Source organism: Pedobacter sp. UYP1 (assembly GCF_040547305.1).
GTDB lineage: Bacteria > Bacteroidota > Bacteroidia > Sphingobacteriales > Sphingobacteriaceae > Pedobacter.
In genome coordinates, this window is record NZ_JBEPPL010000002.1 from 304,710 (window position 1) to 319,239 (window position 14,530).

Here is a 14,530-nt window from a genome sequence, read left to right on the forward strand (position 1 = left end):
GTATGTTGTGCGTTGCGGGTTCTTACTTACAACATACAATGTACAACCCATAATTTTTTAGATAAAAACTTAAAAAAGAAAATAAAATGTCAGTACAAATTTCTGCAGCAGATGTAAACAAATTACGCCAACAAACCGGTGCCGGTATGATGGATTGCAAAAAAGCATTAATAGAGGCCAATGGCGATTTCGAAGCTGCGGTTGATTACTTACGTAAAAAAGGAGCTAAAGTTGCAGCAAGTCGTCAGGATCGTGATTCTAACGAAGGTGTTGTAATCGCAAAAGCTACAGCTGACGGAAAACGTGGTGTTGTAGTTGAGTTAAACTGCGAAACAGATTTCGTAGCTAAAAATGCTGATTTCATCGCTTTAGCAAATAAATTCACTGATTTAGCTGTTGAGAAAAATCCAGCTACTTTAGAAGAATTATTAGCACTTGAAGTTGATGGTCAAACAGTTTCTGACATCATCGTTGAAAACACTGGTAAAATCGGAGAGAAAATTGGTATCTCTAAATTTGAAACAGTATCAGGCGAAAAAGTTGTCCCTTACATCCACAGTAACTACCGTTTAGGTGTTTTGGTTGCTTTAAACCAAGTTGTTGCTGGTGCTGACGAAGCTGGAAAAGATGTAGCTATGCAAATTGCTGCAATGAACCCGGTTGCTTTAGACAAAGCAGATGTAGACACACACACTATCGAGCGTGAAATGGAAATTGCTAAAGAGCAAATCCGTGCAGAAGGTAAACCAGAAGAAATGGTTGAGAAAATTGCTGCTGGTAAACTGAACAAGTTTTACAAAGACAGTACTTTATTAAACCAGGAATTTGTTAAGGATTCTTCTAAAGACGTTCGTAAATTTTTAAATGACACAGCTAACGGTTTAACTGTTACTGCATTTAAACGTGTTCAATTAGGATCATAGTTCCTTCAATGATAAATTAAAAGGTCCCTTATTTTAAGGGACTTTTTTTTTGCCCTGTATTTTTTGTCCATATTTAAGAACTGTTAAAAACAAGATATGATAGCAATCAAGAACTCCAGATTTTTCAAAGGTGAACAGCTGATTACCGATGCGACTGTTTTAATCGCAGATGGGTTAATCAAAGAAATTATCAAAGGCGATATCCCAGCAGGATATGAAGTCATAGACGCGCAAGGCAGTTATCTGACCCCCGGATTTATGGATCTGCAAATATATGGTAGCGGAGGAAATCTGTTTTCTGCTTATCCTACAGCAGAAACATTAAAACAGATGGATGCCGACCTGATCAGTAAAGGAACAACAGGTTTCCTTGCTTGTGTGGCTACCAATACAATCGATATATTTAAACAAGCCATTGAAGCGGCTAAAGCTTATAAACCGCATGCCCGTGCTTTTTTAGGCTTGCATTTAGAGGGCCCTTATTTAAATCCCGAAAGATTAGGAGCTCATCCGCTGGAATATGTACATAAAGCTACGTTGGAAGAAGTAAAAGAATTAATTGAAAATGCAGACGGTGTAGTTAAAATGATGACTATTGCACACGAACTACAGGATGATGAAGTCATCAATTATTTGCTGGATCGGGGGATAGTGCTTTCTTTAGGACATAGCAATGCCAATTTTGAGCAGGCAAACCATGCTTATAAAAGCGGCTTTACCACAACCACACATTTGTTTAATGCAATGCCTGCTATCCACCACAGGAATCCAAATTTACCGGCTGCAGTCTTTAATCATCCAACTGCTATGGCCAGTATCATTGCGGATGGTGCTCATGTTGATCTTGAAATTGTTAAAATGACTTATAAATTAATGCCAGAACGCCTGTTTCTGATTACAGATGCAGTTACTGCTTGTAATGTAGGGCCGTATCAGCATCAGTTAGAAGGTTCCAGATATGTAACTCCTGAAGGCACAATTTCGGGCTCTAATATCACTTTGCTTGATGCAGTGCGCAACTGTGTTAACCATTGTGATGTTCCGCTGTCAGCAGCCTTAAATATGGCTTCAGCTCATCCGGCAAAAGTTTTGAGAATGGATACTGAACACGGACAAATAGCCATAGGCAAAGCAGCAGATTTGTTATTAATCACAGACCAGTTAGCCCTTCAAAAGGTTTTTGTAGCGGGTTTAATAAACGTTTGAACATTTCAGCTTAATAATTAAAACAAATAGTTATTTTTGGAGTCATGAAGTATAAAAGGATCCTACTCAAGTTAAGCGGAGAGTCGCTAATGGGCGAAAAGCAATATGGTATTGATAATGACCGCGTTAAGCAGTACGCAGAAGATATTAAAGCTGTCCATGCACAGGGCCTGGAAATTGCAATAGTTATAGGTGGTGGTAATATATTCAGAGGTTTGAGCGCAGAGAAATCTGGTATGGATCGTGCACAAGCTGATTATATGGGAATGTTGGCTACTGTAATTAACAGTATGGCTTTACAGGATGCATTGGAAAAAGTAGGACTTAAAACAAGATTACTTACCGCTATTAAAATGGAGCAGATTTGCGAACCATTTATTCGCAGAAGAGCAGTAAGACACCTTGAAAAAGGCCGTGTTGTTATTTTTGGTGCGGGTACAGGTAACCCATACTTCACAACAGATTCAGCTGCAGCATTACGTGCAATTGAAATTAAAGCAGACGTGGTATTGAAAGGTACACGTGTAGATGGGATCTATACTGCAGATCCGGAAAAAGATCCGACAGCAACCCGTTATACAGAAATCTCTTTCAAAGAAGTTTATTCGAAAGGATTAAACGTAATGGACATGACTGCTTTCACACTTTGTGAAGAAAATGAACTTCCTATTATCGTTTTCGATATGAATAAAACAGGGAACTTCATGAAAATAGCGCAGGGCGAAGAAATCGGAACACTGGTAAAAGGCTAAATTTAATACAAATATATTTTTTTGATAAAAAGCACAAATTATGAACGACCTCATAAAGAAACAATTACAAGATGCTCAGGCAACAATGGACAAGGCAATTGCTCATTGTGAAACTGAATTGACTAAAATACGTGCGGGTAAGGCTTCAGTAGGTATGCTGGATGGAATTATGGTTGACTATTATGGCAGCGCAACTGGTCTGGCTCAGGTAGCGAGTTTAACTACTCCTGATGCACGTACTATTTTGGTTCAGCCATGGGAAAAAAACATGTTAGTTCCAATCGAACGCGCAATTATGGAAGCTAACATTGGTATCAATCCACAAAATGATGGTATTGTTATTCGCCTGGTAGTGCCGCCACTAACCGAAGAACGTAGAAAGGACCTGGTAAAAAAGGTTAAAGAAGAAGCAGAACGTGGCCGTATCACAGTTCGTAACATCCGTAAAGATGCCAATGAGAAAATCAAAAAGCTGAAAGGCGAAGGAGTTTCTGATGATGAAATCAAAACAGGTGAAGGTGAAGTACAGAAAATGACGGATATTTATATTGTAAAGGTGGATAAACACGCTGAAGCAAAAGAGAAAGACGTAATGACGGTATAATCCGGATTTGCTCAAATATAATTTAAGAGTAATTAAAAGGGAATATGGCTTTTGCTATATTCCCTTTGTTTATTTTTGCGCTCTATTTTTTTAACATGAACTTATTAGTACAATATCTTAAAAATTATAAATGGATAGTTTGTCTTGCGCTGGTTCTTGCAGCCATTAACATAGGCTTTTCATTGCTTGATCCTTATATCACAGGTCGCATTGTGGACAGGTTCATTGAGAAAAAGGACGTGCTGAGCAGAGATCAGTTTGTCTGGGGCGTCTTAGGGCTGATTGGCCTTGGCGTTGGCGCAGCAATGGTATCCCGTATCGCAAAGAATTTCCAGGATTATTTTACCAGTATTATCGTGCAGAAAGTCGGTGCACAAATGTATGCCGATGGCCTTAAACATTCACTGGAATTACCTTACCAGGTTTTTGAAGATCAGCGAAGCGGAGAAACGCTTGGAATCCTACAAAAAGTAAGGCTGGATAGTGAGAAATTTATTACCTCTTTCATCAGCATTTTATTTGTCAGTTTAATCGGGATGGTTTTTGTCATCGTCTATTCCGTTACTGTAAGTTATAAAGTAACCGTAATTTATTTCCTGGCTATCCCTATCATTAGTTTTGTCAGCTGGTTCTTAAGCCGGAAGATTAAAGTTATCCAGCGGAGTATTGTTGCTGAAACTACTGCATTGGCAGGTTCAACAACAGAATCTTTAAGAAATATTGAACTGGTAAAAAGTCTGGGGCTTGCTAACCAGGAAATAGACCGTCTGAATAAAACTACCTACAAGATATTAGGCTTAGAACTCAGAAAAGTCAAATATGTGCGGAGTATGAGTTTTGTACAGGGGACTACAGTGAACCTGGTCAGAAGTATTATGGTTGTGGTATTGCTGATTCTTATTTTTGAAAATACGATCTCAGCAGGACAATATTTCTCCTTCCTGTTTTATTCATTTTTCCTCTTTGGCCCATTACAGGAGTTAGGTAATGTGATTCTTTCCTGGAGAGAGGCAGAGGTTTCCCTGGGCAATTTTAAAAAGATCCTCAGTACACCAATCGATCAGAAACCTTTGAATCCCAAAGTGCTGAACAAAATTGAATCGTTAGAATTTTCAGGATTGAATTTCAGGCACCTGACCGGAAAAACAAATGCACTAAATGAAATCAGCTTTAAAGCACATGACGGAGAGACTATCGCTTTCGTGGGGCCATCGGGTTCTGGTAAAACCACACTTGTAAAGCTTTTGGTTGGTCTTTATCAGCCGGAGGTAGGTGAAGTCTTATACAATGGTATTTCAAGTAAAGAGATTGATCTGGATCAGCTCAGGGAGAAAATAGGTTTTGTAACTCAGGATACACAACTGTTCTCGGGTACGATCAGAGAGAACCTTCAGTTTGTCCGTCCGGGAGCAACAGATGAAGAATGTTTACGGGTGATGGAGCAAGCAGCCTGTCAAACACTTTTAGCACGTGCTGACAAAGGATTGGATACGGTTATCGGAGAAGGTGGGGTAAAGGTTTCCGGAGGTGAGAAACAAAGGTTGTCTATCGCCAGGGCTTTATTGCGTAAGCCGGATATCCTGGTATTTGATGAGGCTACTTCTTCTTTAGATTCTTTGACAGAAGAAGAGATCACTGCTACGATCAGAGAAGTTTCAGAGTTTACCAATCATATCACGATACTGATTGCACACCGCTTATCAACAATCCGTCATGCAGACCGGATTTATGTACTTGAAAAGGGGCATATCATCGAACAAGGGAAACATAAAGACCTGCTGGAAGAGAAAGGATTGTATTATGCGATGTGGAGACAACAGGTAGGAGAAAGATAGTTCCTAAACTGTTTCTTCGTGAATATCCTGTAAAGTAAGGCCAAGCAAGCTTTTGGTTTTGGTATAAGTGATACCTGCAATGATAATAGTCATACAGCCACCAAACACCACCGCTGGAACAGTTCTCATGAGCTTTGCAGTAAGTCCGGATTCAAAAGCACCAATTTCGTTAGATGAACCAATAAACATACTATTTACAGCAGATACCCGGCCACGCATCCGGTCGGGTGTTAGTAATTGCATGATTGTAGACCGGATCAATACGCTGACGCTGTCAAACGCACCTTCCATGAACAGGAACACCAAAGTCAGGTAGAAGTTCTTAGAAAGGCCGTAACAGACAATACTGGTGCCGAAGCCAACTACAGCTACCAGCAGGTTTCTCCAGGGTTTGTTCATTGGAGAGATTCTGGTCATCACCAGCATGGTCAGTACTGCACCTGCAGAAGCTGCTGCACGCATAATACCGAGTCCTTCAGGTCCAACCTTTAAAATATCATTCGCAAAAACGGGTAATAAAGCAACAGCACCACCAAAAAATACAGAGAATAAATCCAGGCTCATTGCACCCAGCATCATTTTACTCTTGAATACAAACTGAACACCTTCTGTCAGGCTCTTCATAATACTTTCCTTAGGAATATATTTTGGCGGATGTGATTTCAGGAAAAATACGCAGACTAAAGCAATGAGTATAAAAGCGATGATTACTGTATAAGTAACAGTAATTCCATAAAATCCATAAACTAAACCTCCCACGGCAGGTCCTAAAATAGAGGCTGTCATATAAGAAGAGCTATTCCAGGTACTTGAATTCGGATAAAGTTCTCTGGGAATGGTCATGGCCATCAAAGATGAAGTAGCAGGGCTGAAGAACCCCCTGGCTATCCCTATGCCGAATACCATGCAATACATGATTGGGATAATATAACTTTCCGGAACATAAGGATGCATTTGAGGAGAAGTTGCCACCAGCATGATCAGTGAGCAGATAAAAACGCCCAGGAATATTTTCAGCAATAGCCCTCTCTTTTCAGATTTATCAGCTACATAACCTCCATAAAGTGCAATCCCAATTGCAGGGAGTGCTTCACAAAGACCAACCAAGCCTAAAGCAAGCGGATCTTTAGTTAAGTGATAAATGTGAAAGCCGATAATTACAGCTTGCATTTGATAGGCAAACGTAAAAAAGAAACGCATACCAAGGAAAGATCTGAATTCCCTGTAGCGCAGGGCGGCGTAAGGATCTTGTTTATCTACAATTCTGGGACTGTCCAAAGGAAAATAATTTGAAACAAATGTATATTATAAGCAAGTCTTTTTGAAATGTAATGTCAAATATGACAAAGCCATATTTGACATTAACGAATTATTTTACAAGATCGTAGAAATCCTGGTAAGCATGCATCATGTTTTCAGCCTGGTTAATTGCAGAAGAAACTGCAATTCCAAAGATGCCTGTTTCCAATAAAGCTTCTACATCAGTTAACTTTACACCGCCAACTGCTAATACCGCTAGGTCAATCTCTTTTTCTTTTAAAGCAGAAGCGATCTTCGCATAACCTTCCAGACCTAACCACGGTGAATTGTTTGGTTTCGTATCGGTATGGCTGAACGGGCCGCAACCTGCGTAATCAGCACCTTCTGCGGCTAGTCTTAGTAATCCTTCTAAAGTATTGGAAGAACCACCAATGGTAATATCTTCTCCTAATTGCTCACGTAACGCTTTAAAATCAGCATCCATGTCTTCGATATGAAAGCCCTGGATATCTGCTTTTCTGTTCAAATGGATGTGATTGGTTACAATCAATGTTGCGCCCCAGTCATCACAAATTTCTGCGATCGCATGAATATCCTTTAAAAGGGCGTCATCATCCTTCGTCAAACAACGGTATTGCACCCATTTCGCACCTGCCTCACAAGCTAGTTGCGCCTGTTCAATATGCGTTAAGGCATCAATATCATGTGTGATAAACTGAAGCTTTTCGATGAATTTTTTCATTTGTATATTTCTTGTTAAAGATGTTCTTATTAAAATTTGTTAAAGTTAAATCTTAAAACCTAACATTTAAGGATAATAAGAGGTTAGTTCCCGCTTGCGGGAAATAGAAATTCTCTGTTACCCGGTTACCGCCACTATAAGATCCATAAGTATAGCCATTACTCTCGTATTTTTTGTCGAGGATGTTATTGACCAGTAAACCAACATTCATGTTTTTCACTCCTTTAAAGCTGAAATCGTAGCCTAAGCGGACATTATTTACCCAATATCCATTCAGTTTTCTGCCTTCATTCTGTGTATTGTCCATATACTGTTTGCTCACATATTTACTTTGTAAAGCTACAGCAAAACTGGTGAATGGTTTATAAACCAGCTCTCCGAATACGACTGCATCCGGTGAAAAAGAAATGTTTGTATTGGTGTAATTGTAGGTATCCTCTTTGTTCGTATCATAATTAAAAATGAATTCAGAGAAGTCTTTAATTTTATTTCTGCTCAATGCAGCATTGGCATTAATCAGAAAGTGACGGCTTAAGGTGTAAGATCCATCAAACTCAACTCCAATTCTGGAGCTGTTAGGGACGTTCTGACGGATAGAAGCCCCGACATCACTTAGTTTTCCAGTTACCACCAGCTGATCTTTATAGAACATGCCATATACGTTCACACCTGCGCTGTATTGTGCATCTTTGATCCGATACCCGGCTTCTACGTTATATAACCTTTCCGGATGTGGAAGAGTACCTGCATTTGCATTCACATAGTCATCCCGGTTACCCTCTTTGTTGGCAATACTCAAAGAAGCATAAATATTGCTTTTTGGGTTTACAAAATAAGAGGCACCAAGCTTTGGATTGAAGAAATTCAGCTTATCATGGATGTTTAAGGGAAGTAAGTCATTGTCCTTACCTGTAATATCATAATTCAGTCTTCTGTATTGCAGGTCTGCAAATAAGTTCAGCTTTTCAACCGGACTATAAGAAATCTTTGCATAAACATTGAAATCATTTTTATTTCCGTCTCCATCATAATAATGATCAGAGTTATTCAGGTTCGAAGAGATTTGTGCCCAGTTGATCTGACCATAATGCTTGCCGCGGTATTGATTATAAGCACCACCTACTGTGAAATTCAACTGGGAAGACGCTTTATAATTGAAACTATAAGTTGCGCCGTAAAAATTATTGTTTAACCAGCGTCTGCGAACAAGGTCGGTTGTTAATACTGGTGCGCCATTAATAATTGGATTCACTAAACCATAGTCGGCAAATTTTTGTCCGGCTTTAAATTCTTCATAATAACCTCTTCCATAAGTATAATGCAATGCACCATTAAAAGAGAACTTTTCATTAAACTGTTTCGCATATAAGACTTGGTAATGATCCTGCCAGTAATTATCATTCTGATCTTTGTATAAGAAAGAGTTATATTTTCTGTTATCCGCTGTTAATAAATTCGTCGCATCAGCGCCTGTTATTCCATTTCTTTCGATATAATCATTTATCCCTTGTACATCCCCTCTTAACTTCGACTCCGGAACACCATTCCAGGACTGGTAAGTTTTCTCTGAACCAGAAAAGACATTGATTCGTAACAGATCGGTTTTGCCATGGTAAGCACCAGACAAGAAATAAGATTTTAATAAGGACGCGCCACGGTTTACAAAACCATCAGATTGTATTCTGGATAAGCGGCCATCAAAGCTGAATTTATTATCAATCAGTCCTGTCCCGATTTTTACCGTGTTTTTTAAAGTGTTAAAAGAGCCATAGGTACTATTAATCTCTGCATAAGGTTCCAAGCCTGGAGCAGAAGTTTGTATGTTCAGGCTTCCTCCAAACGCACCTGCACCATTCGTAGAAGTTCCTACACCACGCTGAATCTGGATACTCTCAACCGAAGAGGCAAAGTCGGGCATATTTACCCAGAATGAACCTTGACTTTCAGAATCATTTAAAGGAATTCCGTTGACAGTGACGTTGACTCTTGTCGCATCGCTCCCCCTGATCCGGATACCTGTATAACCTACGCCGGTTCCGGCATCAGAAGTGACTACTACACCCGGTGTGTTGTTAATAATGAAAGGTAAATCCTGTCCAAAATTATTGGCCTCAATATCAGATTTACTGACGTTTTTATAAGTCGTACCTGATTTTTCAGTAGCCCTTGTAGCCATGACAATAACTTCATCTGCCAGGTATGCTGAAGGCTCCATGTTGAAATCGATCTGTTGATCTCCTTTCACTTCAATAGTTTTGTGCTGCGTTTCATAGCCAACAAAACTTGCAGTAAGCACATATTTACCAGCCTTAACGTTTTTAAGCTGATAGGCTCCATTCGTATTGCTATTAACGCCAATACTGGTGTTTTTTAAGCTGATACTTGCTCCCGGTAAGCTGGTATGTTTGGTGTTTTCGGAAACAGATCCCGAGATTGTGAATTGCGCATTGGCAAATACAGGTAAAAGGAACACAGCTATAACTGCGATCAATAATGTTTTCAATTTGCTACTGTTTTTTAGTAAAACCTGTTGTAGATAGGGCTAATACAACATAATTAAACTCCATAACTCCAATCCCTCCGCCGGCATTACCCGGATCAGGTGCATATTTGAAGCGCCTGAAATTAATTCAGCGCTCAAATAATGGGTATGATCTCAGCCTGTCTTTGTGTTTTTTACAAAACAAGGCACCCCTTTTGATATCGGCAAATGTATAAAATATTTTAGATATAGCAATTTAGCAACGCTTGTATCGTTATTCTATATCTTCTTTCTCGCTTTGCGCGTTTGTATACCCTTGTGAATATTTGATACTCCCCCAGGCAGTTAACATGGTAATAATATCCTCATCTTGAATTGGTCGTGTCAATTGACTTTTACAATACTCTAAAAATTCTGTTTCGTTCATTTCGTATTCTTATTTCGTTTCCAAAAATTTATCTATTGCTTTGATCGCATTTTGTAATCTGTCTTCAATACCGCTGATCACAACATAGTCAGCACCCAGGTTTTTCAATTCTTTGTGCCATATCGCCATAAAATGTTCCCGCATATGCGGAAAATCGCGTTGTGGATCTTCCTGCCATGGTAAGTCAATATTCAGCAGTAAGTAATGATCATAGGTTCTCAGTGGCAAAGCATCCAATACCAGTTGAGGAGTTTCACCCAGCATCTCATCGCTCCATATTTTTACCGTCAGAAATGTGGTGTCACAGAAAATGAGCTCCTGTTCTGCAATAGCCAGGATTGATTCTTCAAGTGCCTGCTGTCCATGAAACATGTTAATTTCATCCTGCATAGTGCAAGGAGCGGTTAACGCCGCGCAGTAATACCTCGCAAATTCAGGAACCCAAAGCGTGTGGTAATGTTTAGCCAGTAATTTTGTCAGTGTGGACTTCCCTGTACTCTCAGGTCCAACAATAGCTATTTTTTTAGTCATGACTTTTCGTTGTAATTTCTGTTTCCAATCTTGATTTTTTCCATCCCTGGTAACCTACCCAGGCGATATAAACATATAAAGCGTACATAATTGCAGTTGCATAAAGATCTTTTGACACATAAACACCTACATAAACAATATCTACAAAAATCCAGATCAGCCAATTCTGCAAGACTTTTCTGGCGAGGAATATTTGCGCAACCAGGCTACATGCAGTACAAAAACTATCTAGAAATGGATAAGATGCCTTGGTAAAGTAGTGCAGTAAAGTTCCGGGAAGAATAGTTAGTAAAACAATAGCAGCAGCCGACAAACCCATTTCTTTGTTGGTAATGATACTGACAGGTCTGGAGGTTTCGGGATTATTCCTGTTTTTACTCCAGAAATACCAGCCATAGGCATTGGTTACCAGGAAATAGACTTGTAAGCCCATATCCGAGTAGAGTTTACTTTCAAAAAAGATGAAGATATAGATCAGTACACTGACAATAGCCAGAGGCCAGTTCAGAATATTATTTTTTGCTGCCAGCCACACGCAAAGGGTTCCGGTGATTACACCGCACCATTCCAGCCAGCTGGTTATCCTGAAAAAATGTTCAATACTTTCTCTGACTACATCTACTATAGCTACCATGCGTCAAATGTAAAATTATTTTTCTTTCTGCTGATTATTTAGAATTATTTTAAATAGTTTGAATTTTAGAGTGTTATCTATTAGTTTTGCTGCTATTAATAATAAATCTAAATAATACCTATGTTAAAAAAACTACTTATACTAACAGCAGCGATGTTGTTTAGCAGCCTGATTATTTTTGCACAACAACACGCAATTATCAAAGGCAATGTTAAGATTTCCAATGGGAAAGCTGCTCCTCAGATTTCCATAATGCTAAAAGGCAAGAGCATTGGGACGACAACTGATGAAAAGGGAGATTTTGTGATCAAACATGTGAAAGCAGGAAATTATATCATTAAGGCATCAGCAGTAGGTATTCATCCTACTGAAAAAATGATCTCAATGAGTGAGGGAGAAACTAAAACAGTCGATTTTATTTTGGCCGTAAATGATGAGGCTTTACAAGAAGTAAAAATCGCAGCCATTAAAAATAAATATAAAGTCAGCTTACCTTCTGCTACTTTAAGGTTAAATGAACCTTTATTGGAGGCTCCTCAAAACATTCAGATTGTAAGTGAACAAGTTATCAAGGATCAGCAAATTACCAGTATGAGCGATGGCGTTATCAGAAATGTCAGTGGCGCCATACGGACTCAGCACTGGTCTGACATGTATGCCAATATCAAAATGCGTGGCTCACAAATTCAGGCTTTTAGAAATGGCTTTAATGTAGTGAACTCTTTTTGGGGGCCGCTCACTGAAGACATGAGTTTTGTTGATCACATTGAATTTGTTAAAGGGCCGGCGGGTTTTATGCTCGGCAGTGGTGATCCAAGTGGCTTGTATAATGTAGTTACTAAAAAGCCTGCAGGAATTGATAAAGGAGAGGTATCATTTACGACCGGGAGTTATGGTTTGTACCGTACAACTGTAGATTTTGATAGAAAACTTACCGAAGATGGGAAGTTATTGTTCAGGCTTAATGCATCCGGACAAAATAAGAAATCGCACAGGGATTTTGAATACAATGACAGATACAGTATTGCTCCAACGCTGTCTTATCAGACTGGGAATACTAAAATTACTGCCGAATATACTTTGCAGCGGGCAAAAACCAGCCAGGTAGGCTCCTCTTATGTTTTTGGAGTGAAAGGTTATGGTACTTTTCCTGTAGATTTTTCACAATCTGATCCTTTGATCCCACCTACTATCATCAACGATCAGAGCGTCACATTGAATGTACAGCACCAGTTCGATGTACACTGGAAGCTGACTGCTCAGGGAGCATATTACGACTATAATATGTCTGGGAATAGTGCATGGCCGTCTAAAGTGAATGCTGACGGCACCATCATCCGTAACATTGGAATATGGGATGCAACCAGCAGCATGAAACTTGGGCAGGTGTTTTTAAACGGCAACTTCCATACGGGTAGTATTCAGCACCGGATTCTGGCTGGTTTTGATGCGGGCGATAAAAAATATGAAGCCGACTGGAATGCGAGTGTTAACCTGGATACGGATGCTAATCCTTTTGACAGTGAACATCCTGTTTATGGTACCAATCCCGCGGCGTATACTGCTTTTGATGTCAGAAGGTTAACTCCTTTAAAAGAGCGGGCTATAGATGCAGGAGGATTAATAGGCTCTAAGTATCACTCATTTTATCTGCAGGAAGAACTAGGCTTCTTTAACAATAAACTGAGGCTGACCCTGGCTGGCAGATTTACCAATATAACTGAATATAGCTGGGGGCTGACTGCCGAAAATCCAAATAAGGCGAGCCAGTTTTCACCAAGGTTCGGTCTAAGCTACTCTATTGATGACAAAACTTCTTTGTATGCCGTTTATGATAAGGCTTTTATCCCTCAGAGCGGAATACTAAGAGACGGAAGCAAGATCAAGCCTCTTATGGGAGTTAATACAGAATTCGGAATTAAAAGAGATTGGCTTGATGGAAAGGTTAATACCACTTTATCGTTTTATAGAATTATTAAACAGAACGAACTGACTGGTGATCCAACTGATCCAAAGAGAATATACAGCGTTGTTCTGGGTGAAAAAAGAGTGCAGGGTATTGAGTTTGATTTAAGAGGAGAAATTGTAAAAGGGTTGCAACTTATTGCTAATTATGCTTATACGGACGGAAAAGTGACTAAAGCTAATCCAGGTGTGGAAAGTATTAAAGTTGGTGATGTTGTACCAGGTTTCGCTAAACATACCTCAAATGCGTGGTTAACTTACACGCTGCAAAACGGGCCATTGAAAGGTGCGGGAGTTTCAACAGGTTTTTCGTGGCAGGTTGGCCGCGTGCCTGGTTCCTGGAGCAGGTCTGATGATAAGCCATTGCCAAACTATTTCCGTTTGGATGGTGGAGTGTTCTGGAGCTGTGGCAATATTAAAATCACGGGTAATGTGTTTAATATATTAAATAAATACCTGTATGATGGGGAGATCTATAATTTTGGTACAGTCACTGCCTATGCCTGGCAAACCGAACCTTTAAGAAATTACAGGGTAGGTATTGCTTATAAATTTTAACTTGATAAATGATCCGGAGCCTGATGAATGATGAGGCTCCGGATCATTGAATTGGTTTTATTTTTTGCTGGCAGGTGAAGAACTGAAACTTAAAGAAGTTCTGATACTCACATCTGTATTTAGCTTTTCTCTCAATACATATTCCAATCGTACTTTCAGACTGCTGCCTTTGATATACTGGTCAACGAAGCGGGAATTGTCAATATCCAGGACTAAAGAAGATCCGATATGTTCTGCAATGTCACTTCTTGAAGCAACCATGACTTCGTCACTGCTTCCATTGGAAATAAAAATCTTGATGGATTTAAAAATACCCATACTTTTATCATTTGGATTAGAAGCCATAATTCTTGCAGAAGCAATCCTGATATCCCTGACGTAATCATTTCCACTCTGATTACCGATTACTTCATCAAAACTACCTGCAGCACTGGTCACAGAAGCTGTGCTGTCCACTTTTGAAGATTTAGGAATAACCTGGGTAGCGGTATAAGGAAAACTCGATTTAATAATAGACTGGACAGTTCCGCATCCGCTCAGTGAAATAACCGTAGCAAAGACTGCAAATAGTATTTTTTTCATCGTTTTATAATGTATAACAGCGCCAGATA

General features: G+C 39.5%; 13 protein-coding genes. 6 read left to right on the plus strand and 7 right to left on the minus strand.

From position 1 onward, the window contains the following. The first annotated feature begins 86 nt into the window (after positions 1–86). The 5 genes from tsf (at position 87) to ABIB30_RS05320 (ending at position 5,320) form a co-directional block, all read left to right on the plus strand. Positions 87–923 (plus strand): translation elongation factor Ts, encoded by an 837-nt coding sequence (tsf, locus tag ABIB30_RS05300; protein ID WP_111632682.1) that lies wholly within the window; start codon positions 87–89, stop codon positions 921–923. Between the two features lie 96 nt (positions 924–1,019). Next, positions 1,020–2,129, plus strand: coding sequence for an N-acetylglucosamine-6-phosphate deacetylase (gene nagA, locus ABIB30_RS05305; RefSeq protein WP_354299935.1), 1,110 nt, complete (start codon positions 1,020–1,022; stop codon positions 2,127–2,129). 44 nt (positions 2,130–2,173) lie between these two features. Next, complete coding sequence (pyrH, locus tag ABIB30_RS05310; RefSeq protein ID WP_068404326.1) at positions 2,174–2,881, plus strand: UMP kinase; 708 nt, start codon at positions 2,174–2,176, stop codon at positions 2,879–2,881. A gap of 40 nt (positions 2,882–2,921) precedes the next feature. After that, the gene (frr, locus tag ABIB30_RS05315; RefSeq protein ID WP_183869365.1) at positions 2,922–3,485 is read left to right on the plus strand and encodes a ribosome recycling factor; all 564 of its coding nucleotides are present in this window, start codon (positions 2,922–2,924) and stop codon (positions 3,483–3,485) included. Between the two features lie 95 nt (positions 3,486–3,580). Then, positions 3,581–5,320 (plus strand): ABC transporter ATP-binding protein, encoded by a 1,740-nt coding sequence (locus tag ABIB30_RS05320; protein WP_354299937.1) that lies wholly within the window; start codon positions 3,581–3,583, stop codon positions 5,318–5,320. 3 nt (positions 5,321–5,323) lie between these two features. Here the strand turns inward: ABIB30_RS05320 and ABIB30_RS05325 are convergent, their stop codons facing one another. From ABIB30_RS05325 to pnuC, 6 genes are all read right to left on the minus strand, one after another. Continuing rightward, positions 5,324–6,598 (minus strand): MFS transporter, encoded by a 1,275-nt coding sequence (locus ABIB30_RS05325; RefSeq protein WP_354299938.1) that lies wholly within the window; start codon positions 6,596–6,598, stop codon positions 5,324–5,326. Between the two features lie 91 nt (positions 6,599–6,689). Next, positions 6,690–7,322, minus strand: coding sequence for a thiamine phosphate synthase (locus tag ABIB30_RS05330; RefSeq protein WP_354299939.1), 633 nt, complete (start codon positions 7,320–7,322; stop codon positions 6,690–6,692). 52 nt (positions 7,323–7,374) lie between these two features. Then, positions 7,375–9,825 (minus strand): TonB-dependent receptor, encoded by a 2,451-nt coding sequence (locus tag ABIB30_RS05335; protein ID WP_354299940.1) that lies wholly within the window; start codon positions 9,823–9,825, stop codon positions 7,375–7,377. 253 nt (positions 9,826–10,078) lie between these two features. After that, positions 10,079–10,231 carry a hypothetical protein gene (locus ABIB30_RS05340; RefSeq protein ID WP_354299941.1) on the minus strand — a complete coding sequence of 51 codons (153 nt, stop codon included), beginning with the start codon at positions 10,229–10,231 and terminating at the stop codon, positions 10,079–10,081. Positions 10,232–10,240: 9 nt separating this feature from the next. After that, on the minus strand, positions 10,241–10,762 hold the full coding sequence (locus ABIB30_RS05345; RefSeq protein ID WP_354299943.1) for an AAA family ATPase: 522 nt from the start codon (positions 10,760–10,762) through the stop codon (positions 10,241–10,243). Beyond that, positions 10,755–11,396 (minus strand): nicotinamide riboside transporter PnuC, encoded by a 642-nt coding sequence (pnuC, locus tag ABIB30_RS05350; protein ID WP_354299945.1) that lies wholly within the window; start codon positions 11,394–11,396, stop codon positions 10,755–10,757. The genes ABIB30_RS05345 and pnuC overlap by 8 nt, the downstream gene beginning before the upstream one ends. Before the next feature lie 120 nt (positions 11,397–11,516). Between pnuC and ABIB30_RS05355 the strand changes: the two genes are divergently transcribed. Beyond that, positions 11,517–13,919 (plus strand): TonB-dependent siderophore receptor, encoded by a 2,403-nt coding sequence (locus tag ABIB30_RS05355; protein WP_354299948.1) that lies wholly within the window; start codon positions 11,517–11,519, stop codon positions 13,917–13,919. A 57-nt stretch (positions 13,920–13,976) separates the two neighbouring features. On the opposite strand, the gene ABIB30_RS05360 is transcribed toward ABIB30_RS05355, so the two are convergent. Continuing rightward, positions 13,977–14,501 carry a hypothetical protein gene (locus ABIB30_RS05360; RefSeq protein ID WP_354299950.1) on the minus strand — a complete coding sequence of 175 codons (525 nt, stop codon included), beginning with the start codon at positions 14,499–14,501 and terminating at the stop codon, positions 13,977–13,979. Positions 14,502–14,530: the final 29 nt, after the last annotated feature.

What these genes read in the sequence shown, in the direction of transcription:
- ABIB30_RS05330 (WP_354299939.1), bottom strand. Translation starts at nt 7,322, where the DNA reads ATGAAAAAATTCATCGAAAAGCTTCAGTTTATCACACATGATATTGAT.
- ABIB30_RS05345 (WP_354299943.1), bottom strand. Translation starts at nt 10,762, where the DNA reads ATGACTAAAAAAATAGCTATTGTTGGACCTGAGAGTACAGGGAAGTCC.
- pyrH (WP_068404326.1), top strand. Translation starts at nt 2,174, where the DNA reads ATGAAGTATAAAAGGATCCTACTCAAGTTAAGCGGAGAGTCGCTAATG.
- pnuC (WP_354299945.1), bottom strand. Translation starts at nt 11,396, where the DNA reads ATGGTAGCTATAGTAGATGTAGTCAGAGAAAGTATTGAACATTTTTTC.
- ABIB30_RS05360 (WP_354299950.1), bottom strand. Translation starts at nt 14,501, where the DNA reads ATGAAAAAAATACTATTTGCAGTCTTTGCTACGGTTATTTCACTGAGC.
- ABIB30_RS05355 (WP_354299948.1), top strand. Translation starts at nt 11,517, where the DNA reads ATGTTAAAAAAACTACTTATACTAACAGCAGCGATGTTGTTTAGCAGC.
- nagA (WP_354299935.1), top strand. Translation starts at nt 1,020, where the DNA reads ATGATAGCAATCAAGAACTCCAGATTTTTCAAAGGTGAACAGCTGATT.
- ABIB30_RS05320 (WP_354299937.1), top strand. Translation starts at nt 3,581, where the DNA reads ATGAACTTATTAGTACAATATCTTAAAAATTATAAATGGATAGTTTGT.
- ABIB30_RS05340 (WP_354299941.1), bottom strand. Translation starts at nt 10,231, where the DNA reads ATGAACGAAACAGAATTTTTAGAGTATTGTAAAAGTCAATTGACACGA.
- frr (WP_183869365.1), top strand. Translation starts at nt 2,922, where the DNA reads ATGAACGACCTCATAAAGAAACAATTACAAGATGCTCAGGCAACAATG.
- tsf (WP_111632682.1), top strand. Translation starts at nt 87, where the DNA reads ATGTCAGTACAAATTTCTGCAGCAGATGTAAACAAATTACGCCAACAA.